The following is a 22,593-nucleotide window of genomic DNA, read 5'->3' on the forward strand; positions in this document are numbered from 1 at the left end:
GCAAGAGGCCACCCTTGGCCTCTGCCTTGCGCCATATTACATCATCCACAAGAATGATATTAAGCCGCCATATTCACCAGTATCGGCGGTTTTCGTTGTTGTGGACTCTGGCTTTTTTTAAACAACAGATGACATCCCTACAGCGAAAAGGGAGAATCAGTTTGCTAACATGCTCAATTGCTACGATAAAGTTTAAGATGTTTTATAAATCATAACGTTAGACGGTAAATTATAAATATGATTCGTGTGATAGTAATTTCTAACCTACGTCTGGCGCAGGCCTTTGTGGACTATATGGCCACGCAAAAGGTGACTTTGGAACTCCGACACCACAGTCAAGATGCAGAAATCTGGCTAAATGAGGATGAAAAACTTCCTCAGGTTCAGCATGAGCTAGAACAATTTTTACTAGACCCGCTCAACCCGCGCTATCAGGCGGCGAGCTGGCAATCGGGCAATCTTCACACCGATATGCCTTATCAGCGTGTTTCGCTGTTGCAGAATTTACGTAGTCAGGCTGGCCCACTCACCCTCAGCCTGATGGTGGTATGTATTGCAGTCTATATTCTGATGCAAATCGTCGGTGATAATGCCGTCATGAGCTGGCTGGCCTGGCCGGTAAACAGCAGCCAGTATCTGGAAATCTGGCGTTGGGTCAGCCACGCTGTTCTACACTTTTCGCTGATGCATATCCTGTTTAACCTACTGTGGTGGTGGTATTTGGGCGGCCAAATGGAAAAACGCCTCGGCACGGGAAAACTCGTGGTATTAACCATTGTTTCCGCCGTATTTAGCGGCTGGGGGCAATCCTTATTCAGCGGCTCAAACTTTGGTGGCTTGTCCGGCGTAGTCTACGCCCTGATGGGTTACGTTTGGCTGACAGGCCAACGAGCACCGGAGCGGGGAATCTCTCTACCTAACGGGTTGATGGCTTTCTCTGTTCTGTGGTTAATCGCCGGATATTTCGATATTTTAGGTCTGTCGATCGCCAATGCCGCTCACGTTTCTGGTCTGGTCATTGGATTACTGATGGCATTTTGGGATACGCGTAATAGCACCCGAACCACACAATAACGGTCCGTAAACCGGGCAAATTAGGGGATTATCGTGAAGCAAACGCAGCGACATGATGCGATTATTGAACTGGTACGCCTTCAGGGTTATGTCAGCACTGAAGAACTGGTAGAACACTTTGCCGTTAGTCCGCAAACCATTCGGCGTGACCTGAATGATTTGGCCGATCAAAATAAAATTCATCGCCATCACGGCGGCGCCGCGCTGCCCTCCAGTTCGGTCAATGCGGCCTATAACGATAGAAAGGTCATGTGGTCTGAGGAAAAAGCTCGTATTGCCCAACGAGTTGCCAGCCAGATTCCCGATGGTGCAACGCTGTTTATCGATATCGGCACCACGCCAGAAGCCGTGGCTCACGCACTGCTCAATCATAAAAATCTGCGCGTCGTGACCAATAATCTAAACGTTGCGACCTTACTCACCGCCAAAGAAGATTTCCGCCTGATTCTGGCCGGTGGCGAAGTGCGAACCCGTGACGGCGGCATTATTGGCGAGGCCACGCTGGATTTCATCTCCCAGTTCCGTCTGGATTACGGCATTTTAGGTATCAGTGGTATCGATATGGACGGCTCTTTGCTGGAGTTCGATTATCACGAAGTACGCACCAAACGCGCGATTATCGAAAACTCCCGCTGCGTGATGTTGGTCACAGACCACTCCAAATTTGGTCGTAATGCGATGGTAAATCTGGGAAATATGAATTTAATCGACTATCTGTTTACCGATCAGCTGCCTCCTGCCAGCGTGATGAAAATTATTGAGCAGCATGATGTTCAGCTAGAACTGTGTTAATTCCCGCGCTCTGGCTCACCCAATAAGACTCGATCTACAATCGGGGGCTTCGGCCCCTATTTACGATATTTACCCACACTTTTACCGCTGTTCCTCGCCATTTTTCTCAAGTTATAAACTTGACACTCTGCCTATAAGACGGCAAAGAATCTTCCCGCAGAGGAAGTTTGCTTCGCTGTATTGATTACATCTCTAAAATGAATCCGCAACAAAACTGTTACCTTCATCACGCATAAATGTTTTTCTTTGGTTAACTCTTGGCTTGTTTGTTTGTTTTTGATTACAATCATGAGCGAAAACGAACATTAAAGAGCTGTTTCGAACATCTGGAGGAAGGTTACATGGAAACCAAAGACTTGATCGTGATCGGTGGCGGCATTAACGGTGCCGGTATCGCTGCGGATGCTGCCGGACGTGGCCTGTCAGTACTGCTGCTGGAAGCGCAAGACTTGGCCTGTGCTACGTCTTCCGCCAGCTCCAAACTTATCCACGGTGGCCTGCGCTATCTGGAACACTACGAATTCCGTCTGGTTAGCGAAGCTTTGGCCGAGCGTGAAGTGCTGCTGAAGATGGCACCGCATATCGCCTTCCCAATGCGTTTTCGCCTACCACATCAGCCCCATCTGCGCCCAGCTTGGATGATTCGCGCCGGTTTGTTCCTGTACGATCACTTAGGTAAACGTACCACTTTGCCTGCCAGTAAAGGCCTGCGTTTTGGCGCAGATTCCGTGCTAAAACCTGAACTGGTGCGCGGTTTCGAATATTCCGACTGCTGGGTAGATGATGCTCGTCTGGTGGTGCTTAACGCTCAGGAAGTGGTTGAACGCGGTGGCGAAGTACGTACTCGCACCAAAGTGACCCGCGCCTGGCGTGAAAACGGCCTGTGGATGGTAGAAGCGACCGACGTCAATACCGGTAAAACCTTCACTTGGCGTGCCAAAGGTCTGGTTAACGCCACAGGTCCTTGGGTAAAGCAGTTCTTTGACGATGGTCTGAAACTGAAATCTCCTTACGGTATCCGCCTGATTAAAGGCAGCCATATCGTTGTTCCTCGCGTACATAACCAGCCGCAGGCTTACATTCTGCAAAATGAAGATCACCGTATCGTGTTCGTCATTCCTTGGCTGGATGATTACTCCATCATTGGTACCACCGACGTGGAATACCACGGCGATCCTAAAGATGTGAAGATCGACGATCAGGAAATCGATTATTTGCTGAAAGTGTATAACGACCACTTTAAGAAACAGCTTGGCCGTGACGATATCGTCTGGACATACTCTGGCGTGCGTCCGCTGTGTGACGATGAATCCGACTCTCCGCAGGCCGTTACCCGCGATTACACGCTGGACGTGGCTGATGAACAGGGCAAGGCCCCATTGCTATCGGTATTCGGCGGCAAACTGACCACTTATCGTAAACTGGCAGAACATGCGCTGGAAAAACTGACTCAATACTACCCGAAAGTCGGCCCAGCTTGGACTAAGAACGGTTCGCTGCCGGGCGGCGATATCGGCGGCGATCGCGACAGTTATACCGTTAAACTGCGCCATCACTATAATTGGCTGCCGGAAGCGCTGGCGCGCCGTTATACCCGCACTTACGGTAGCCATAGCGAGATTATTCTGGCCAATGCCACCAGCCTTAACGATTTGGGCGAAGATTTCGGTCACGGCCTGTACGAAGCCGAGTTGCGCTATTTGGTTGAGAAAGAGTGGGTTGTCGAGTTAGACGATGCCATCTGGCGCCGAACCAAACTGGGTATGTGGCTGGATGAGGCGCAGAAACAGCGCATTGCCGAATGGCTGGCGGCGGTTCATGCCGAGAAAATGGATACGCTGTCACTGGTTTCTTGATGAAATAGACGCGCCACAATGAAAAATAACCGCCAGCTTCCTGATAGAAGCGGCGGTTTTTTCTTAGAGTTTTATCGGTTTAATATGCCAAATCTCATCGGCATATTCCTGAATCGTCCTGTCAGACGAGAAATACCCCATATTGGCGATATTTAATACCGTACGACGAGTCCATTCATCCGGTTGCAGATATAGCTCATCCACCGCGTCCTGCGTATCCACATAGCTACGATAGTCAGCCAATAACTGATAATAATCGCCCAAATTAACCAACGAATCGAACAGGTTGGTATAGCGATTGGGTTCTTCCGGGCTGAAAGTTCCGGTGGCGATCTGCGTCAACACTTGATGAAGCTCAGGGTCTTCATCATAGTATTTCCGTGGGTTATAACCACTGCGGCGTAATGCTTCAACCTGCTCAGCGGTATTACCAAATATGAAAATATTTTCCTTACCGACGTGCTCTCGAATTTCCACGTTAGCGCCATCAAGCGTGCCAATCGTCAGCGCACCGTTCAGGGCAAATTTCATATTACTGGTACCAGAGGCTTCGGTTCCGGCTAGTGAAATCTGCTCGGATAAATCCGCCGCCGGGATAATCATCTGCGCCAGACTAACGCCATAGTTCGGAATAAACACTACTTTCAACAAGTTGTTCACTCTAGGATCGTTGTTGATCACTTTAGCGACATCATTGATCAAGCGAATAATCTGTTTAGCATTGTAATAGGCCGATGCCGCTTTACCGGCAAAGATCATCACTCTTGGTACCCATTTCGCGTCTGGATCCTGCAAAATACGGTTATAGCGTGTGATCACATGTAAAACATTCAGCAGTTGCCGTTTGTATTCATGAATTCGCTTTATCTGCACATCAAACAGCGCCGCCGGATTGAGCACAATATTCAGGTTTTGTGCGACATAAATTGCCAGCCGCTTTTTATTTTCCAGCTTGGCTTTCTGTATCGCCTGTAAAAAACTCGGATAATCAATATTGGGTTTGATATCGCTCAGTTGGCTAAGATCGGTACGCCAGTTATGGCCAATGCTGTCATCCAGCACCGCCGCCAGCGGACGATTCGCCAGCCCAAGCCAGCGACGCGGCGTCACTCCGTTGGTTTTATTACAGAAGCGCGTCGGGAAAATGCGGGCAAAATCAGCAAACAGAGACTGAACCATCAGCTCAGAATGCAACGCCGATACGCCGTTCACTTTATGGCTGGCAATCACGGCCAACCACGCCATGCGCACCCGCCGCCCATGCCCTTCATCGATAATTGACACTCTGGACGGTAATTCATTATCGTCTGGGAAAGCTTCCTGCACCTGTTTGAGGAAGTGATCGTTAATATCGAAAATAATTTGCAGATGGCGCGGCAAAATCTTACCAATCATATCGATCGGCCAGGTTTCCAGTGCTTCAGCCATCAAAGTATGGTTAGTGTAAGAGAAAATGGTTTCCACCATTCCCCAGGCTTTGATCCAAGTAAATTTATGCTCATCAATCAGTAAACGCATTAATTCAGGGATAGACAGTACCGGGTGCGTATCATTTAGATGAATGGCAATCTTCTCTGCCAGATTATCGAAGGTATGATGGAGCGCCCAGTGGCGGGCTAAAATGTCCTGAACGGTGGCTGAAACCAGGAAATACTCCTGCCGTAGACGCAGTTCTCGTCCCGAATAGGTCGAATCATCGGGATACAGCACTCGCGATACGTTTTCCGAATGGTTCTTATCCTCTACCGCCGCAAAATAATCCCCCTGATTGAATTTACCCAAATTGATTTCATTACTGGCGCGCGCCGACCATAAACGCAATGTATTAGTCGCGTCGGTATCAAAGCCGGGAATGATTTGATCATAGGCGCAGGCCAGAATCTCCTCAGTTTCCAGCCAGCGGGTTTTTGTCCCTTCCTGCTGGATACGACCACCAAAACGCACTTTATAACGTGTGTTATGACGCGGGAATTCCCAAGCATTACCGTATTCCAACCAGTTATCTGGGGATTCTGCCTGCTGCCCATTGACGATTTTCTGGCTAAACATGCCATATTCGTAGCGAATGCCGTAGCCGCGCCCCGGCATGCCTAAAGTCGCCAGTGAATCCAGAAAACACGCTGCCAGGCGCCCTAAACCACCGTTTCCCAGCCCTGGGTCACTCTCTTCGGCTAGCAACTCATTGAAATCGATACCCATTTCATCCAACGCGGCTTTGATATCATCATAAATACCCATCGACAACAGCGCATTGGACAATGTACGACCTAGCAGAAACTCCATCGACAGGTAATAAACCTGCCGCACATCTTGAGATAATTGTGCCCGATTGGAGCGCAGCCAGCGTTCTACCATACGGTCACGCACCGCGAACAGCGTGGCGTTCAGCCAATCGTGTTCTGTGGCGATTGAAGGATCTTTACCGACAATAAACATCAGCTTATAAGCAATAGAATGTTTCAGTGCATCCACACTGACTACGGGTGAGGTGTAGCTAAAGGGTGACGTCATTAGCGATATTTCCCTAATTTGTGGTTACAACAAGTGTTGATAAAGCGACCGGTAGTCTGCTGCAGCTACCTGCCAACCAAAATCAAGCTCCATCCCATGACGCTGTACGTGGCGCCAATGTTTTGGACGAACCCAGAGCACAAAGGCACGGCGAATTGCCCGCTCCAGTTCCGTTGCTTCACATTCATCAAACACAAACCCCGATGCGCTACCATCGGCCAGATTTTCTAAAGCACAATCTACTACCGTATCCGCCAGCCCACCGGTATGGCGCACTAATGGCAGAGTTCCGTATTTCAAACCGTATAACTGCGTCAGGCCGCAAGGCTCAAAGCGGCTGGGAACCAGTATCACATCGGCACCGGCAATAATCCGGTGCGAGAATGCCTCATGATAACCAATCTGAACGCCAACCTGATCTGGATAATCCGCCGATGCGGCCAGAAAAGCTTCTTGTAGCACCGCATCCCCCGCGCCTAGCACCACTAACTGGCCACCCAGCCTAAGTAACTCGGGTAATGCCTGTAGTACCAGATCCAGACCTTTTTGCGCCGTTAAGCGGCTAACTACCGCGAAAACCGGCTTTTTATCAGTAACCTGTAGCCCCATGGCTTTCTGCAAATGGGCTTTGTTGACCGCTTTGCCTCGCAAATCTTCAGAATCATAGCGCTCAGCCAACAGAGCATCGGTGGTCGGATCCCAAATGTCGTCATCCACACCGTTGAGAATGCCGCTCAATCGCCCTTCCCGCGCTCGCTGTTGCAGCAATCCCTCCATTCCGTATCCAAAGGCAGGCTGGGTAATCTCTTTAGCGTAGGTCGGGCTAACGGTTGTCACATGATCGGCGTAAAACAAACCGGCTTTAAGGAATGAAATTTGACCGTAAAATTCCAAACCGTAGATATTAAAGAAGGACGGCGGAAGCTGTAGCTCAGCCATATGGTGAGCGGAGAATAGCCCTTGGTAGGCCAGATTATGTACCGTAAAGACCGAGCGGGCTGGACGTCCGCGCGCCGCCAAATAGGCGCAGGCCAGACCCGCGTGCCAATCGTGAGCATGCACAATATTGGGACGCCAGTAGCTATCCAGCCCGCAGGCCAGTTCGCAAGCCATCCAACCCAGTAGCGCAAAGCGCCGATGATTATCACCGTAAGCATTCAGCCATTGATCGTGGTAAGGGCTACCAGGGCGATCGTATAAACCAGGCGCATCAATCAGGTAGACCCCAACGCCATTGTAAGTGCCATAACTCAACTCCACCCGCCCGGCGAAGGTATCAATTTCTTTGACTAATATTCTACGGGGAATGCCATTTTTCAGGTCGGGGAACGCCGGTAAAATCACCCGAACGTCAGTGCCATCGGCAATTTGAGCCGCAGGTAAAGCGCCGACAACGTCCGCTAATCCTCCGGTCTTCAGTAAAGGAAACATCTCAGAACAGACATGTAAAACCCGCATCATTACTCCTGGTATCTCATCAGCTACCAATAGGTTTACAGACAACAGACGGCTTCGGCTAGCGTCAGGCTGACGTTAAATTACAACTGAGCCAACATCTCCCTTGTGACGAGTACAATTCCGCCTTCCGAACGGTAGAAACGGGCGCTATCCTCTTCCGCATTCTCACCGATCACCATCCCCTCTGGAATTTGGCAGGCGCGGTCAATAATGCAGCGCCGTAAACGGCACGATCGGCCCACATTAACGTCTGGCAGCAGTACCGCTGAATCTATCGTACAGAACGAGTTAACCCGCACCCGAGGGAATAGCACCGAATGCACCACCACGGAACCAGAAACAATACAGCCGCCAGAAACCAGTGAGTTCATGGTCATACCGTGGCTACCAGAGCGATCCTGCACAAATTTTGCAGGCGGCAACGGTTCCATATGCGTGCGAATCGGCCAAGAGCGGTCGTACATATCCAGCTCCGGCGTTACCGAGGCTAAATCCAGGTTAGCGCGCCAATAGGCATCCAGTGTCCCAACATCACGCCAATAAGGTGGTAAGTCGCCGTTGGAAGTCACGCAAGACAGGGTAAACGGATGCGCCCAAGCCTCTCCCCGCTCGGTAATTTTAGGTATCAAGTCTTTCCCAAAATCATGGCAGGAACCCAGAGTATTCATATCCTCGAGCAATAATTTATACAGATAATCCGCATTAAAAATATAGATCCCCATGCTGGCTAGCGCCATATCGGGATTTCCAGGCATTGATATCGGAACTTCCGGCTTTTCTGTAAACGACTTTATCTGATAGTCCGGAGACACTTCCATAACACCGAATCCCGAGGCTTCGCTCAGCGGCACCGGAATACAAGCCACGCTACATTTCGCCCCTTTTTCAACGTGGTCAATCAGCATGCGTGAGTAATCCATTTTATAAATGTGATCACCCGCTAGAATGACGATATATTCCGCATTATATCTGTGAATGATATCCAGATTCTGATACACCGCATCCGCAGTTCCTTTGTACCATTCTTCAGTGCTAAAACGCTGCTGAGCCGGCAGCAAATCAACAAACTCGTTCATTTCTTCGTTGAGAAACGACCAACCGCGCTGGATATGCTGAACCAGAGAATGGGACTGATATTGGGTAATGACGCCGATCCGGCGAATGCCCGAGTTTAGACAGTTAGACAGGGCAAAATCGATAATGCGAAACTTACCGCCAAAATGTACCGCCGGCTTGGCACGAGCTGCCGTCAGGTCTTTCAAGCGCGAACCGCGCCCTCCGGCTAGAATCAGAGCTACCGATTTAAGCGGCAGCAGTCTGGCTAACATCAATGGATCTCTATTTTCGAATTTAACCATGGCGAATTCCTTAGATTTTTTGTTCAAACACACGCACTGAAAATGCGGCGCTATGCCCCGTAAGTAATTCTGTCTGTTGCAGCTCAGCGATATCGCGCGAAGCAAAAGGAGGTACAGACAGCCATTTTCCTGCGGGTAAAGTAAATTCACAGGCTTGGTCGGAAGCATTAATCACCACCAGCCAACGTTGAGATAAACGAATCTGGAGCCTTCTTTGATCGCCCTGCTCCCAGGCTAAGGCAGTCATTTCCTGCCCCTGCATGTTCAACCATTGCACACTGCCATCGCCTTCCTGCCACCAGCGGTCTTGCGTAAGCGCCGGTATTTTTTGCCGCAGGCGGATAAGTTCGGCAGTAAAGTTCGCCAGATCGCTATCTGCCTGTGTCCAATCCAACCAGGTCATAGCGTTATTCTGACAGTAGGCGTTATTGTTGCCTTGCTGACTGTGACCGTGCTCATCACCGGCCAGCAGCATTGGCGTACCTAGCGAAAGCAGTAACGTGCTGAGTAATGCCCGCTGGCAGGCCTTGCGCCTATGCCACACCGCTTCATCCGCCGTTAATCCTTCATTTCCGAAGTTATTGCTGTAATTACTATCCGTACCGTCGCGGTTGTCCTCACCATTAGCCAGATTATGTTTTTGGTTGAAACACAGAAGATCCAGTAAGGTAAAACCATCGTGTGAAGTGATCATATTGATACTGGCGGAAGGCAAACGCTCCCGCTGAGCATAGATATCAGCAGAACCGGAAAAACGTTGGGCAAATTGCCCCAAAGAGAATTGATTGTGTAGCCAGAAACGCCGCATTCCATCACGATATTGGTCATTCCATTCGCTAAAATCGCGAGGGAAATGACCTACCTGATAACCGCCCCAGCCGATATCCCAAGGCTCTGCAATCATTTTGCAGTGAGCCAGCCGCGGCTCCGCCTGTAACGCTTGGAAAAAGGGTGCGTCCTGATGAAATTCAGGCGTGCGCCCCAATATCGCGCCGAGATCGAAGCGAAAACCGTCGACGTGGCAACTCTCAACCCAATAACACAGGCAGTCGATTACCCAACGAACCACTTCTGGATGATCTAGCTTGAGTGCGTTACCGCAGCCGGTTTGATTCTCATACTCACCCTGCGAGTTCAGCCAGTAATAGCTGGCATTATCGATCCCTCGCAGCGATAGCGTTGGCCCTTCAGCGTCCAATTCGGCGCTGTGGTTAAACACCACGTCCAGAATGACTTCAATACCTGCGCGATGCAGGGCTTTAACCGCATCCCGCAGTTCCCGCAGCGGTGAAAAACCTTCCCGCCCAGAGGCATAATCCGGCTCTACCGCATAGGGCGCTAATACGTTGTAGCCCCAATAGTTGGTTAGCCCCAGTTTCTGTACTCGAGGTTCATCCACATGATGCTGAATCGGCAGCAATTCCAACGCGGTAATACCGAGCTTTTTCAGGTAATCAATCATCACCGGATGAGCCAAAGCGCCATAACTGCCGCGTAGCGTCTCGGGAATGTCGGGGTGTAGTTGAGTTAATCCGCGAACGTGAGCTTCATAAATCACCGTATTGCCCCAAGGCACCACCGGCGGGCAATCGTCCTGCCAGTCATATTCCTCATGTACCACCACGGATTTTGGCATCGCATCGGCGCTATCCTGCTGATCGGCATGCTCCCTTCCGCCGAACAGGCGCGGATCGTCATCAACACGTCCCTCCACCGCACGCGCACAGGGATCGAGTAAGAGTTTCTGCGCATTAAAACGATGTCCCGCCTGGGGATCAAACGGCCCGCTAACGCGAAATCCGTAACGCTGACCAGGCTGACCGCCGGGCAAATATCCATGCCAGATATCGCCGCTGCGAGCGGGCAACGGTAGGCGAACCTCACGCCCCACTTCGTCAAACAGGCACAGTTCTACGTCATAGGCATGAGCCGAAAACAGGGTGAAATTAATCCCTGAACCGTCAAAGTGCGCGCCAAGAGGAGTAGGAGAACCAGTCTGTAGCGTGGTCATGCTATCTCTCCCGCAGCAGATAAAGGGTGGCGAGCGGCGGTAGAGTCAGCAATAAAGATTGACCGTGGTTATGGCTGCCAATCTGTTGAGTATCAATCGCGCCCTGGTTACCCAAATTACTGCCGCAATAATAGGTTGAATCGGTATTCAGCACTTCGCGATACCGTCCGGCACGGGGCACGCCTACTCGATAGTTATGGCGCGGCACCGGGGTGAAGTTACTGATAGCGATCAGTTCATTACCTGCCGCATCACGGCGAAGGAAAGCAAAAACTGAGTTTTCATGATCATCCACCACCAGCCATTCAAAACCTTCCGGCTGATAATCCAGCTCGTACAGCGGCGCATTATCTTGATAACAATGGTTAAGATCTCGAACCAAACGTTGAACGCCGCTGTGCCAGCCGTTTTCGTCATCGAGCAAGTGCCAGTCCAGACTGGTGTCAAAATTCCACTCCCGCCCTTGAGCAAACTCGCATCCCATAAACAGCAGTTTTTTGCCGGGATGCGCCCACATAAAGCCGTAATAAGCGCGGAGGTTAGCGAATTTCTGCCAGGCATCGCCGGGCATCCGATCCAGAATCGAGCGTTTGCCGTGTACCACTTCATCATGGGAAAGCGGCAACACGAAATTCTCGGTATAGGCATACAACATGCCAAAAGTCATTAGATTATGGTGGTATTTGCGGTGAACCGGATCGAGCTGCATGTAATTAAGCGTGTCGTGCATCCAGCCCAGATTCCATTTGTAATTGAAACCTAAACCATTGGCTTCTGGCGGCAAGGTTACACCGGGATAGTCGGTGGATTCTTCCGCTAACGTCACCGCGCCGGGTCGTTCTACGCCGAGGGTATGATTGGTGTAACGCAGGAAAGAGATAGCTTCCAGATTGTCTCTGCCGCCATATTGGTTAGGCACCCACTCGCCTTCGGCCCGGCTGTAATCTCGATAAATCATCGAGGCAACCGCATCTATTCGCAGACCATCAATACCAAAACGCTCCAGCCAGTAAAAAGCGTTTCCTGCTAAATAGTTGCGAACTTCATTACGTCCGTAGTTATAAATCAGGGTATTCCAATCCTGATGATAACCTTCACGCGGATCGGCATATTCGTACAGCGCGGTACCGTCAAACTGAGCCAGACCGTATTCATCACTAGGGAAATGACCCGGAACCCAATCCAGAATCACGTTTAGCCCTGCCTGATGGGCTTTCTCAATGAACTGCCTGAAATCCTGTGGCGTTCCAAAGCGGCGGGTCGGTGCATACATGCCCAACGGTTGGTAGCCCCAACTGCCGTCAAACGGATGCTCACTAATTGGGAGTAATTCGATATGGGTAAAACCCATGTATTTGACGTAATTAACCAGTTGCTCAGCTAGTTCGCCGTAGCTCAGCCAGAAATTGTTTTCGGTATGTCGCCGCCAAGATCCCAGATGAACTTCATAAATAGAAACTGGCGCATTGAGCGCATTGGCTTTTTGTCGAATGGGAGAGTTTTCAACAATATCTGGCAGTGGGCTAATCAGAGAGGCCGTTTCTGGTCTCATTTGCGCCTCAAAAGCGTAGGGGTCTGCTTTTAGGCGAATATTTCCATTACTATCGATAATCTCATATTTATATAGCTGTCCTGCCTGTACACCCGGTAAAAAAACTTCCCAAATACCGTTTTCTTTTCTAAGCCTCATCGGGTGACGGCGCCCATCCCAGAAGTTAAATGCGCCAACAACCGATACTCGCTTGGCATTAGGTGCCCAAACCGCAAAACTGACGCCTTCGACCCCGTCTAAAGACATCAAATGAGCACCTAAACGTTCATACGGGCGCAAATGTGTACCTTCTGCCAATAACCAGCTGTCTATATCCTGCAATAAGGGGCCAAATCGATAAGGATCATCGATAATTTGGGCACTATCTACCCAAATAACAGCTAACTGGTAGCGAAATGGATTTTTACGACGAGGAATGACAGCGGCAAAGAAGCCTCTGGAATCGATACATTCGAGCCGAGTGACTTTCTTATTGGTCTTGCAGTCAACGACCCATACTTCTTTAGCATCGGGCAACAGCGCACGCACTTGCAGCGTATCTGCAACTCTATGCATACCAAGAATGGAGAAAGGGTCTGAATAATTACCACAAATAACCTGATTAATCACATTCTGCTCTGGAAGTGCTGACATTTTATTCTTCCTATGACTAATAGCATGATTTATAAGAATCAATTATTAAGACAAATAAAAATTCAACTTATCTATCATGCAATCCATTTACCGTATAAATCATGACGACGATCAAAATGACGATTTTTTTAGCTTAAAATCACAAAAAACCACCCTAATTAATTTCAATCCCGACGCAGAGTTACCCCTGTGACAATGCCCGCCCCAAGGTATAAGCATAGTCAAAGGTGAGTAAAAAAATGGTTAAGCAAACAAGGAAATCCCTTTACAGCACTAAAAGGTATAATCCGGTTACTTTTTCTCGGGTTAGCGGGAGTTATTCACCCCAATTGGCACTTTGGTAGCAGATCTCACGGTCTGTGTTTTTTTATATTTAGTTGTTCGAGTTAAAATTTTCTCACTCATGCCTTAGTTATAATGGCTTCGGAAATAACGGAGGCAATACAGCATGGGCGTTAGCCAGACCGAATTGATTTTTTCATTACTGCAACAAATGTGTGTTTATCTGGTTATCGCATACCTGCTCAGTAAAACACCGCTTTTCATCCCATTGATGCAAGTCACCATCCGCTTACCGCACAAGCTGGTGTGCTATCTCACCTTTTCCATGTTTTGCATCATGGGAACTTATTTCGGCCTGCATATTGATGATTCCATTGCCAATACACGTGCTATTGGTGCGGTCTTAGGCGGCGTGCTGGGTGGGCCATCCGTCGGTTTTCTGGTCGGTTTAACCGGTGGATTACACCGTTATTCTATGGGAGGGATGACCGCGACCGCGTGTATGCTCTCCACGGTCGCGGAGGGTCTGATCGGCGGCTTCCTTCATAACTACCTCATTCGTAGGAATCGGCTGGATTTACTGTTCCAACCTTTAGTGATTGCTGGCATGACATTAGTGGCGGAAGTGCTACAAATGCTGATTATTCTGGCGGTTTCGCGCCCCTTTTCCGAAGCGGTGGAACTGGTTGAAAATATTGCATTGCCGATGATGATCACCAACACCATTGGCGCAGCTATGTTCATGCGCATCCTGCTGGATCGGCGGGCTATTTTCGAAAAATACACCACGGCATTTTCGGCTAAAGCCTTACAGATCGCCGCCAGAGCAGAAGGACTACTGCGACACGGATTTGATCAGCAAAACAGTATGCGAGTAGCGCGGATTCTGTATGAGGAATTAGGCGTTGGGGCGGTGGCGATTACCGATAGAGAAAAGCTTCTGGCCTTTATCGGCACCGGCTCAGATCATCATATTGTCGGCTCTGCAATTACTTCACACCACACTCATCGAGCCATCGGAATGGATCAGGTGGTTTATGCCGACGGCAACGCGGTGCCCTATACCTGTTCGATTTCACCCACTTGTAAACTAGGTTCTACGCTGGTTATTCCTCTGCGAGGAGAAGAGCATCGCGTCATCGGCAGCATTAAACTGTATGAACCGAAAACCAAGCTGTTTTCCAGTATCAACCGCACGCTGGGGGAAGGCATTGCTCATCTACTATCGGCACAAATTATGGCGGGCAGATTTGAGCAGCAAAAACAATTATTAGCCCAGTCTGAGATCAAACTCCTTCACGCACAGGTCAATCCACATTTTCTATTCAATGCCCTCAATACCTTATCGGTTGTCATTCATCGCGATCCCAATCACGCTCGCAAACTGGTGCTTTCGCTTTCCACCTTCTTCCGTAAAAACCTGAAGCGCAGCCACGATGTAGTGACTCTGAGCGATGAAATTGAACATGTGAATGCTTACCTTGAAATTGAAAAAGCGCGCTTTGCCGATCGATTGAACGTCACTATCGCCCTGCCAGATAACATTCTGGATGCTCGCCTGCCGGCGTTCTCTTTGCAGCCAGTGGTAGAAAATGCCATTAAACACGGAATTTCTCAGATGTTCAGCAATGGAAAGATTACCCTGCGCGGCAATATGCAGGATGGAATCCTGACGTTGGAAGTAGAAGATAATGCGGGATTGTATGAACCCAAGCCCGATGGAGACGGATTGGGCATGAATCTGGTCGACAGACGAATCAAGGTGCGTTATGGCCAGCAGTACGGCGTGACCGTGACCTGTGAGACGGAAATATTTACCCGTATCTCGATTAAATTACCGTTCCATACCGCAGAGGAAGGTTAAATTAATCCTTTGATATTTAGCAATAAAAAAGGTTGCCGGCATCGCAACCTTTTTTATTTTAGCGAGTTCAGAACGACAGCGATTACGCCAGAATCCGCAACATACGGCGTAACGGTTCTGCCGCGCCCCAAAGCAACTGGTCGCCAACGGTGAAGGCGGATAAATACTCCGGCCCCATATTCAGCTTACGCAAACGGCCTACCGGCGTATTCAACGTGCCGGTCACGGCGGCTGGCGTCAACTCGCGCATCGTCAGCTCGCGATCGTTAGGAATGACTCGCACCCAATCATTGTGGGTTGCCAGCAATTGCTCGATTTCAGGTAGCGGAACGTCTTTTTTCAGTTTCAGAGTAAATGCCTGACTATGGCAGCGCAGAGCACCAACACGCACACATAATCCATCTACCGGAATAACGCTGTTGGTATTCAGAATTTTGTTCGTTTCCGCCTGACCTTTCCACTCTTCCCGGCTCTGACCGTTATCCAAGGCTTTATCAATCCATGGAATCAGGCTGCCAGCCAATGGTACACCGAAGTTATCGGTTGGCAACGCGCCGCTGCGGGTCGCCGCCGTCACTTTACGCTCAATATCCAAAATGGCAGAAGCCGGGTCCTGTAGCTCTTTGGCTACGCCAGCGTGCAACATACCCATTTGAGTCAGTAATTCACGCATATGACGAGCGCCGCCGCCGGATGCAGCCTGATAAGTGGCGACAGACGCCCACTCGACCAAGTGATTGGCAAACAGGCCACCCAGTGACATCAGCATCAGGCTAACGGTGCAGTTACCGCCAACAAACGTTTTGATTCCCTGATTCAATCCTTGCTGAATCACATCATTATTTACCGGATCCAAAATAATAATGGCATCGTCTTTCATGCGCAGAGAAGAAGCCGCATCGATCCAATATCCCTGCCAGCCGCTGGCGCGCAGCTTAGGATATATTTCGTTGGTATAATCCCCGCCCTGACAACTAATGATAATATCCAGCGCACGCAGCGCGTCGATATCATAAGCGTCTTGCAAGGTGCCCTGCTGACCGGTAAAGGTAGGCGCAGCCTGACCATGCTGTGAAGTAGAGAAAAAGACCGGGCGGATGCCGTCAAAATCGCGTTCTTCGATCATGCGCTGCATGAGCACAGAGCCGACCATACCGCGCCAGCCGATAAAACCAACGTTTTTCATGTTTACTGTCCTGCCTTGGAAGAGGTGACAACCGATTAAGGGATGCCTGTCTTGTGGCGCTGCGCCGCCGAAAATGGCATGGCAGACTGACTCTAAGAGAGACCTAATACCACCTTACAAAATATGTAAAAAGTGGCAAGTTAATTTAATCGATGCCGGAGGAATTCACAGTAATCCTCCTAATACCCGAGTGTCTCTGGTTTGATATACCGGAAACTTTTAGCCCGTTGAGGTCACAATGACAGAAATGATTGCGGCAACCGTGTTGCTGTTTTTGATAATGGATCCTTTAGGCAATTTGCCCATTTTCATGTCGGTGCTCAAGCATCTGGAGCCGAAGCGGCGACGGGTAGTGCTGATTCGTGAGCTGCTTATTTCGCTGATCTTAATGCTGATTTTTTTGTTCGCGGGCGAAAATATTTTGGCGTTTTTGAATTTACGCACTGAAACCGTTTCGATTTCCGGCGGTATTATTCTGTTCTTAATCGCCATCAAAATGATTTTCCCTTCCCGTGAAGGTAACTCGACCGATTTACCTGCTGGAGAAGAACCATTCCTAGTACCGCTGGCAATTCCGCTAATGGCTGGCCCATCAATATTGGCTACGTTGATGCTTCTTTCTCATCAATATCCAAATCGCATGAGTCATTTGGTGTTGGCGCTGCTGATTGCTTGGGGTTTATCCGCAGTTATTTTGTTGATGTCAGGCTTATTTTTACGTCTGCTGGGAGATAAAGGCGTCAGCGCATTGGAACGACTGATGGGATTAATTCTGGTGATGTTATCTACCCAGATGTTTTTAGATGGCGTCAGAGCCTATCTCACCACCTAATCTATTGGCCGGGCGACAATAAAAACACACTAAGGGCCGCGATTGGCCCCCGATTGCCAAGCGGTGCCGAAGCTAGATTTTATGGCTCAGCGCCGCCACGCAGCGACGTACCACTTCATCAATATCGGCATCGATATCCACGCAAATCACGTCTTTCTCGTCTGCCAAAGGCTCTTCTAGGGTTTCAAACTGGCTTTTCAGTAGATCGGTGGGCATAAAATGACCCGAACGAGCTTTTAAGCGCTCCATAATTACGTCGAAGCTGCCTTTCAGATAGAGAAAAACCATATCTTTATTGCCTTCCCGCAGGCGATCGCGGTAACGACGTTTTAAAGCAGAACAGACAATAATACCGATTTCGTTTTTATGATTCAGGCTGTAGGCCGCGTCGCTCAAACGTTCCAGCCACGGCATTCTGTCGTCATCATTTAACGGATGCCCGCTGGCCATTTTTTGAATATTGGCGCGCGGATGCAGATCATCACCGTCAATAAATTTAGCGTGAATTTCATGAGCAACGGCTTCACCCACCGTCGTTTTTCCGCTGCCCGATACGCCCATCACAATGATGCTATGTCCTGCCATAAGTTTGATCTCTATCTCAGAATGGGAATTTTACCCTGTTCGACGGTTCCGTATTTTAACATGTTACCGGTATCATGATACCGGTAACAAATGGAGATGTGACTTTTATCACAAAGGGAAGAACATCGGGTTTTGTACTCAATCGCGCAATCACGCCGGCCTGTTTAAAGACTGAGCGTAATAATAAAACGAAGGTTCTTATCCCGTTACCTGTCCTGGATAAGCACCATACCCTACTCATTTCGAGCTGCAGCAAAGTGAGCAATATCAATACCTATAGCTTTCAGATTACAGCCAAACGGCAATTGGCCTAAATCCGAGGAACTTAACCCGTTAAGTGAATCGGGATAGCCAAAACAGCCGATGTCGCTGCAACGGGAAAAGAGACAAGGTACAAAGTCAGAAAACGCCGCGGCGGCGAGAAAAAAGCAGGGTAAATAAATCATAACGAAAAGCGATAAATAGGTTGGAGAAATGCTATGCCATTAGTCATTGTCGCGGTTGGCGTTGCCATGCTGCTGTTACTGATGATCCGTTTCAAACTGAACGGGTTTATCTCGCTGATTCTGGTCGCTCTGGCGGTCGGAATTATGCAGGGAATGCCGGTTGATAAAGTGGTCGGCTCGATTAAAGCCGGGGTTGGCGGCACGCTTGGCAGTCTGGCGCTCATTATGGGCTTTGGCGCCATGCTGGGTAAATTGTTGGCGGACTGCGGTGGTGCTCAACGCATCGCTACCACGCTGATTGATAAATTCGGTAGACAACATATCCAATGGGCCGTGGTACTGACAGGTTTTACCGTCGGTTTCGCCCTGTTTTATGAGGTCGGTTTCGTACTATTGCTACCGCTGGTATTCAGCATTGCGGCTTCTGCGCGCATTCCTTTGCTGTATATCGGTGTGCCAATGGCTGCTGCACTCTCGGTCACTCACGGCTTTCTGCCTCCTCATCCCGGCCCAACGGCGATTGCGACCATTTTCCACGCCGATATGGGTAAAACCTTGCTGTACGGTACCTTGCTGGCCATTCCAACGGTCATTTTAGCTGGCCCGGTTTATGCTCGATTCCTGAAAGGCATTGATAAGCCGGTTCCTGAAGGTTTATATAACCCGAAAACCTTTACCGATGAAGAAATGCCGAGCTTTGGCGTCAGTGTTGCGACCGCTCTGGTACCGGTTATTCTGATGGCGCTACGTGCCGTAGCCGAGATGATTTTGCCAAAAGGCCATCCGGTTCTGGCTTATGCCGAGTTCTTCGGCGATCCGGTTATTGCGACCCTTATCGCTGTATTAATCGCCATTTTTACCTTTGGGTTAAACCGCGGACGCTCCATGGAATCGGTAATGGAGACCGTTACCGACTCCATTAAAATCATCGCTATGATGTTGTTGGTTATTGGTGGTGGCGGCGCATTCAAGCAGGTGTTGGTGGACAGTGGCGTTGAACAATATATTGCCGGCATGATGAGTGGCAGCGGCGTATCACCAATTCTGATGGCTTGGTCTATCGCGGCGCTGTTGCGTATCGCACTGGGTTCCGCCACGGTCGCGGCCATTACCGCAGGTGGTATTGTTGCCCCATTGATTGCCACCACCGGCGCCAGCCCAGAGCTGATGGTTATTGCCGTCGGTTCCGGCAGCGTGATTTTTTCTCACGTTAACGATCCGGGCTTCTGGCTGTTTAAGGAATATTTCAATCTGACCATTATGGAAACCATTAAATCCTGGTCAGTGCTGGAAACCATCATTTCAGTATGTGGATTAGTCGGCTGCCTATTATTGGCGATGGTGATTTAATTCGCTGAGTTTGAAGATAAGTGCATACAAAAAAGGCCTGCTGCCGAAAGATAGCGGGCCTTTTCTTTAACGCCATCATGCGTCACGCCATTATTCAGATGCTGCCACCGGGCAAAATAGTGAAGCCGACATCGACCATTGTGGGTGACACCGGTTCGCCACGCAGTCTGGCAATCAGGCGTTCTGCACCTATTTGCCCCATTTTTTCGCGGGGAGTCAGTACGCTAGCCAAACGAGGCACCATCGACTGCCCAATATCATGGCCGTGGAAACCGGCAATCGCCATATCCTGCGGGATAGATAATCCCTGACGTTGGCATTCGAAAAACGCGCCAATAGCCAAATCATCATTGGTACAGAAAATACTGTCGATCTGCGGATAACTAGCCTGTGCTTCACGCAACAGCTCACCACCGGCAGAATAGGAAGACGAGCGGCTGGTCATAATACTGACCGGCTCCAAACCTGATTCTCTCATCGCCTGTTCGTAACCCTGCTGCTTAATCACCGTTCGCTCATCCTGACGCGCACCGAAATAGACTACGTGACGGTGACCCTGAGCGATAATTTGCTGAGTCATCTGGCGAGCGGCTTCAAAATTGTTAAATCCAACCGCCAGATCGATGCAGGGGGAAATACAATCCATCAATTCAATCACCGGAATACCGGCCACCTGAATCATTTTTAAGGTACGGGGAGTGTGATCCCGTTCGGAGAGAATCAGACCGTCGATGTTATAAGACAGCAGCGAGGTCAGGCGCTGTTCTTCCCGCTCTTTCTGATAGCCATAGTGAGCCAGCATGGTTTGATAGCCGTGAACGTCCGTGACGCTCTCAATTCCGCGTAAAACCTCGGCAAATACCTGATTAGTTAATGACGGTAATAATACGCCAATCGCCCGACTGGTGGCGTTTGACAGAATATCCGGTGCACGGTTGGGGATATAGCCCAACTCATCCAATGCCACCGCAATTTTCCCCTGTAGCACGGCGGAAACCTGCTGCGGATTACGCAAATAGCGGCTAACCGTCATTTTCGTGACGCCAACCATATCAGCTACATCTTGAAGCACTGGCCTTTTTTTCTTCATTATCAATGAACTGGCGCAAGAGAGACGGGCGGGGATTTTAACAAAAAAAAGGGTATAACGCGATGCGCATACCCTTTTTAGCCAATAAATGCAGGTTAAACCGGCGGCAGATCAAATAACAATATCTCACTGTCTTCATCGGCATGAATCGACAATGCGGTTTCATCCCAAATAGCCAAGGCATCGCTGGTGCCTGCGTGATGACCATTGATAGCAACCTTGCCACGGACTACCTGAATCCAGATTCGGCGCTCTGCCTGAATCTGATAAACAGATTGTTCATCTTTCTTCAGCGCCCAGCGCGACAGCGTCATATCCTGGAAAACTTTCAGAGAACCGTCGCGAGCATCCGGAGACAGCACCAACTGGCGCCCCTGTGGATTATCAAAGCGCTTTTGTTCATAGCGCGGTGGCAAGCCATTGGTCTCAGGAATAATCCAGATTTGATAAAGGTGCAACGGCTGGTCACCACGACCATTGTATTCAGAATGGCGCACACCGGTACCGGCACTCATAATCTGGAACTCACCCGCATGAATCTGCTCTTTATTTCCCATGCTGTCCTGATGTTCCACGGTACCCGACAGTACATAGGTTAGAATTTCCATATCCTTATGGGGATGAGTACCGAAACCCTGCCCTGCGTCGATCACATCTTCGTTAATCACCCGCAGCGCCGAGAATCCCATAAAGTTAGCATCATAGTAATCGGCGAATGAGAAGGTATGCCAGCTATCTAACCAGCCGTGATTAGCGTGACCACGTTCTTCTGCTTTGCGTAGATAAATCATATTCAATTCTCCTCAACGTTTTCTTTAGTCTAGATGTCGCAGGAAAATATGAAAGCGCAAAAAACTCATCCCTCTGTTCAAATAATTCGACAAAGAAAAAAGCATAAAAATAACTAGTTTGCAGATGAAGAAAATACGGAAATGAAACAGGTCGTTGCGACTATTCCATCTAGAAAAGGCAAAAAAAAAGCCAGCACCCGGCTGGCTAAGTAAACACTGGAAGCAATGTGAGCAATGTCGTGCCTTCGTCATGTGAACACCTAAACTTTGATGGTCTCACTTGAAAGCATGGCAATGATAATCATTATCACTCTCAACTGTAAAGCATTATTTTTAATCAATGCGAATATAATTGACTGTGATGAATAAACCGATAGTTTGTTAGGTTATTCAAACACTAATCAATAGGAAAGGCCCTATGTCTCTTGTGCAAATACGTCCAGTAGAACCTTCTGATTATTTGGCTCTGCAACAGCTATATGCACATCCGAAGGTGTATCGCGACACCTTACAGCTTCCGCTACCTGCCCAAGATTTGTGGGCAAAGAGGCTGGAGACTCTCGCACCAGGTATCTATAAATACGTTGCCTGTATCGACGGACAAGTCGCTGGTCAACTCAGCCTTGAGACAATACAAAGACCGCGCCGCAATCACGTTGCCACCTTCGGCATTGCTGTAGACGCAGGTTTTTTTGGTCAGGGCGTTGGCAGTGCGTTGATGAAAGCCATGATTGATTTATGTGATAACTGGTTGAACATCAACAGAATTGAACTTACGGTATTCGTTGATAATGATATTGCCATCGCGCTATACCAGAAATTTGGTTTTGAAATCGAGGGAACCAGTAAACGCTATGCCTTACGCGATGGTAAATATATCGACGCTTATCATATGGCCAGGATAATAGATCCAAAATAAATC

16 protein-coding genes are annotated in these 22,593 nt (G+C 49.2%); 7 read left to right on the forward strand and 9 right to left on the reverse strand.

The features are described 5' to 3' along the window. Window positions 1–237 precede the first annotated feature (237 nt). From glpG to glpD, 3 genes are all read left to right on the forward strand, one after another. Window positions 238–1,074: a rhomboid family intramembrane serine protease GlpG gene (glpG, locus tag AD970_RS05375; RefSeq protein ID WP_049597295.1), complete on the forward strand. Its 837-nt coding sequence runs from the start codon at window positions 238–240 to the stop codon at window positions 1,072–1,074. A 33-nt stretch (window positions 1,075–1,107) separates the two neighbouring features. Next, complete coding sequence (locus AD970_RS05380; RefSeq protein WP_049597296.1) at window positions 1,108–1,866, forward strand: DeoR/GlpR family transcriptional regulator; 759 nt, start codon at window positions 1,108–1,110, stop codon at window positions 1,864–1,866. 341 nt (window positions 1,867–2,207) lie between these two features. Then, on the forward strand, window positions 2,208–3,722 hold the full coding sequence (gene glpD / locus AD970_RS05385) for a glycerol-3-phosphate dehydrogenase (RefSeq protein WP_049597297.1): 1,515 nt from the start codon (window positions 2,208–2,210) through the stop codon (window positions 3,720–3,722). Window positions 3,723–3,785: 63 nt separating this feature from the next. Here glpD and glgP read toward each other — a convergent pair whose 3' ends face one another. The 5 genes from glgP to glgB form a co-directional block, all read right to left on the reverse strand. After that, window positions 3,786–6,233: a glycogen phosphorylase gene (gene glgP / locus AD970_RS05390; protein ID WP_049597298.1), complete on the reverse strand. Its 2,448-nt coding sequence runs from the start codon at window positions 6,231–6,233 to the stop codon at window positions 3,786–3,788. A gap of 24 nt (window positions 6,234–6,257) precedes the next feature. After that, complete coding sequence (gene glgA, locus AD970_RS05395) at window positions 6,258–7,691, reverse strand: glycogen synthase GlgA (RefSeq protein WP_049597299.1); 1,434 nt, start codon at window positions 7,689–7,691, stop codon at window positions 6,258–6,260. 80 nt (window positions 7,692–7,771) lie between these two features. After that, on the reverse strand, window positions 7,772–9,049 hold the full coding sequence (glgC, locus tag AD970_RS05400) for a glucose-1-phosphate adenylyltransferase (RefSeq protein WP_049597300.1): 1,278 nt from the start codon (window positions 9,047–9,049) through the stop codon (window positions 7,772–7,774). 10 nt (window positions 9,050–9,059) lie between these two features. Then, window positions 9,060–11,060 carry a glycogen debranching protein GlgX gene (gene glgX / locus AD970_RS05405; RefSeq protein WP_049597301.1) on the reverse strand — a complete coding sequence of 667 codons (2,001 nt, stop codon included), beginning with the start codon at window positions 11,058–11,060 and terminating at the stop codon, window positions 9,060–9,062. 1 nt (window position 11,061) lies between these two features. Continuing rightward, a complete protein-coding gene (glgB, locus tag AD970_RS05410) occupies window positions 11,062–13,245 on the reverse strand; it encodes a 1,4-alpha-glucan branching enzyme (protein WP_049597302.1) in 2,184 nt (727 codons plus the stop codon). A gap of 448 nt (window positions 13,246–13,693) precedes the next feature. Here glgB and AD970_RS05415 point away from each other — a divergent pair, with 448 nt between their 5' ends. After that, window positions 13,694–15,391, forward strand: coding sequence for a sensor histidine kinase (locus tag AD970_RS05415; protein ID WP_049597303.1), 1,698 nt, complete (start codon window positions 13,694–13,696; stop codon window positions 15,389–15,391). 82 nt (window positions 15,392–15,473) lie between these two features. Here the strand turns inward: AD970_RS05415 and asd are convergent, their stop codons facing one another. Beyond that, on the reverse strand, window positions 15,474–16,577 hold the full coding sequence (gene asd, locus AD970_RS05420) for an aspartate-semialdehyde dehydrogenase (protein WP_049597304.1): 1,104 nt from the start codon (window positions 16,575–16,577) through the stop codon (window positions 15,474–15,476). A 238-nt stretch (window positions 16,578–16,815) separates the two neighbouring features. Here asd and AD970_RS05425 point away from each other — a divergent pair, with 238 nt between their 5' ends. Further along, window positions 16,816–17,409 carry a YhgN family NAAT transporter gene (locus tag AD970_RS05425; RefSeq protein ID WP_049597305.1) on the forward strand — a complete coding sequence of 198 codons (594 nt, stop codon included), beginning with the start codon at window positions 16,816–16,818 and terminating at the stop codon, window positions 17,407–17,409. Between the two features lie 72 nt (window positions 17,410–17,481). Here the strand turns inward: AD970_RS05425 and AD970_RS05430 are convergent, their stop codons facing one another. Next, window positions 17,482–17,994 (reverse strand): gluconokinase, encoded by a 513-nt coding sequence (locus AD970_RS05430; protein ID WP_049597306.1) that lies wholly within the window; start codon window positions 17,992–17,994, stop codon window positions 17,482–17,484. A 479-nt stretch (window positions 17,995–18,473) separates the two neighbouring features. On the opposite strand from AD970_RS05430, the gene gntT reads away from it, so the two are divergent. Continuing rightward, a complete protein-coding gene (gene gntT, locus AD970_RS05435) occupies window positions 18,474–19,790 on the forward strand; it encodes a gluconate transporter (protein ID WP_049597307.1) in 1,317 nt (438 codons plus the stop codon). 94 nt (window positions 19,791–19,884) lie between these two features. Here gntT and gntR read toward each other — a convergent pair whose 3' ends face one another. After that, window positions 19,885–20,880: a gluconate operon transcriptional repressor GntR gene (gntR, locus tag AD970_RS05440; RefSeq protein ID WP_049597308.1), complete on the reverse strand. Its 996-nt coding sequence runs from the start codon at window positions 20,878–20,880 to the stop codon at window positions 19,885–19,887. Between the two features lie 95 nt (window positions 20,881–20,975). Next, window positions 20,976–21,671 carry a pirin family protein gene (locus tag AD970_RS05445; protein WP_049597309.1) on the reverse strand — a complete coding sequence of 232 codons (696 nt, stop codon included), beginning with the start codon at window positions 21,669–21,671 and terminating at the stop codon, window positions 20,976–20,978. Window positions 21,672–22,089: 418 nt separating this feature from the next. Here AD970_RS05445 and AD970_RS05450 point away from each other — a divergent pair, with 418 nt between their 5' ends. Beyond that, window positions 22,090–22,590 carry a GNAT family N-acetyltransferase gene (locus AD970_RS05450; RefSeq protein ID WP_049597310.1) on the forward strand — a complete coding sequence of 167 codons (501 nt, stop codon included), beginning with the start codon at window positions 22,090–22,092 and terminating at the stop codon, window positions 22,588–22,590. Window positions 22,591–22,593 lie beyond the last annotated feature (3 nt).

The organism is Yersinia nurmii (assembly GCF_001112925.1).
Classification (GTDB): domain Bacteria; phylum Pseudomonadota; class Gammaproteobacteria; order Enterobacterales; family Enterobacteriaceae; genus Yersinia; species Yersinia nurmii.

What these genes read in the sequence shown, in the direction of transcription:
- glpG (WP_049597295.1), top strand. Translation starts at nt 238, where the DNA reads ATGATTCGTGTGATAGTAATTTCTAACCTACGTCTGGCGCAGGCCTTT.
- glpD (WP_049597297.1), top strand. Translation starts at nt 2,208, where the DNA reads ATGGAAACCAAAGACTTGATCGTGATCGGTGGCGGCATTAACGGTGCC.
- glgP (WP_049597298.1), bottom strand. Translation starts at nt 6,233, where the DNA reads ATGACGTCACCCTTTAGCTACACCTCACCCGTAGTCAGTGTGGATGCA.
- glgA (WP_049597299.1), bottom strand. Translation starts at nt 7,691, where the DNA reads ATGCGGGTTTTACATGTCTGTTCTGAGATGTTTCCTTTACTGAAGACC.
- glgC (WP_049597300.1), bottom strand. Translation starts at nt 9,049, where the DNA reads ATGGTTAAATTCGAAAATAGAGATCCATTGATGTTAGCCAGACTGCTG.
- glgX (WP_049597301.1), bottom strand. Translation starts at nt 11,060, where the DNA reads ATGACCACGCTACAGACTGGTTCTCCTACTCCTCTTGGCGCGCACTTT.
- glgB (WP_049597302.1), bottom strand. Translation starts at nt 13,245, where the DNA reads ATGTCAGCACTTCCAGAGCAGAATGTGATTAATCAGGTTATTTGTGGT.
- AD970_RS05415 (WP_049597303.1), top strand. Translation starts at nt 13,694, where the DNA reads ATGGGCGTTAGCCAGACCGAATTGATTTTTTCATTACTGCAACAAATG.
- asd (WP_049597304.1), bottom strand. Translation starts at nt 16,577, where the DNA reads ATGAAAAACGTTGGTTTTATCGGCTGGCGCGGTATGGTCGGCTCTGTG.
- AD970_RS05425 (WP_049597305.1), top strand. Translation starts at nt 16,816, where the DNA reads ATGACAGAAATGATTGCGGCAACCGTGTTGCTGTTTTTGATAATGGAT.
- AD970_RS05430 (WP_049597306.1), bottom strand. Translation starts at nt 17,994, where the DNA reads ATGGCAGGACATAGCATCATTGTGATGGGCGTATCGGGCAGCGGAAAA.
- gntT (WP_049597307.1), top strand. Translation starts at nt 18,474, where the DNA reads ATGCCATTAGTCATTGTCGCGGTTGGCGTTGCCATGCTGCTGTTACTG.
- gntR (WP_049597308.1), bottom strand. Translation starts at nt 20,880, where the DNA reads ATGAAGAAAAAAAGGCCAGTGCTTCAAGATGTAGCTGATATGGTTGGC.
- AD970_RS05445 (WP_049597309.1), bottom strand. Translation starts at nt 21,671, where the DNA reads ATGATTTATCTACGCAAAGCAGAAGAACGTGGTCACGCTAATCACGGC.
- AD970_RS05450 (WP_049597310.1), top strand. Translation starts at nt 22,090, where the DNA reads ATGTCTCTTGTGCAAATACGTCCAGTAGAACCTTCTGATTATTTGGCT.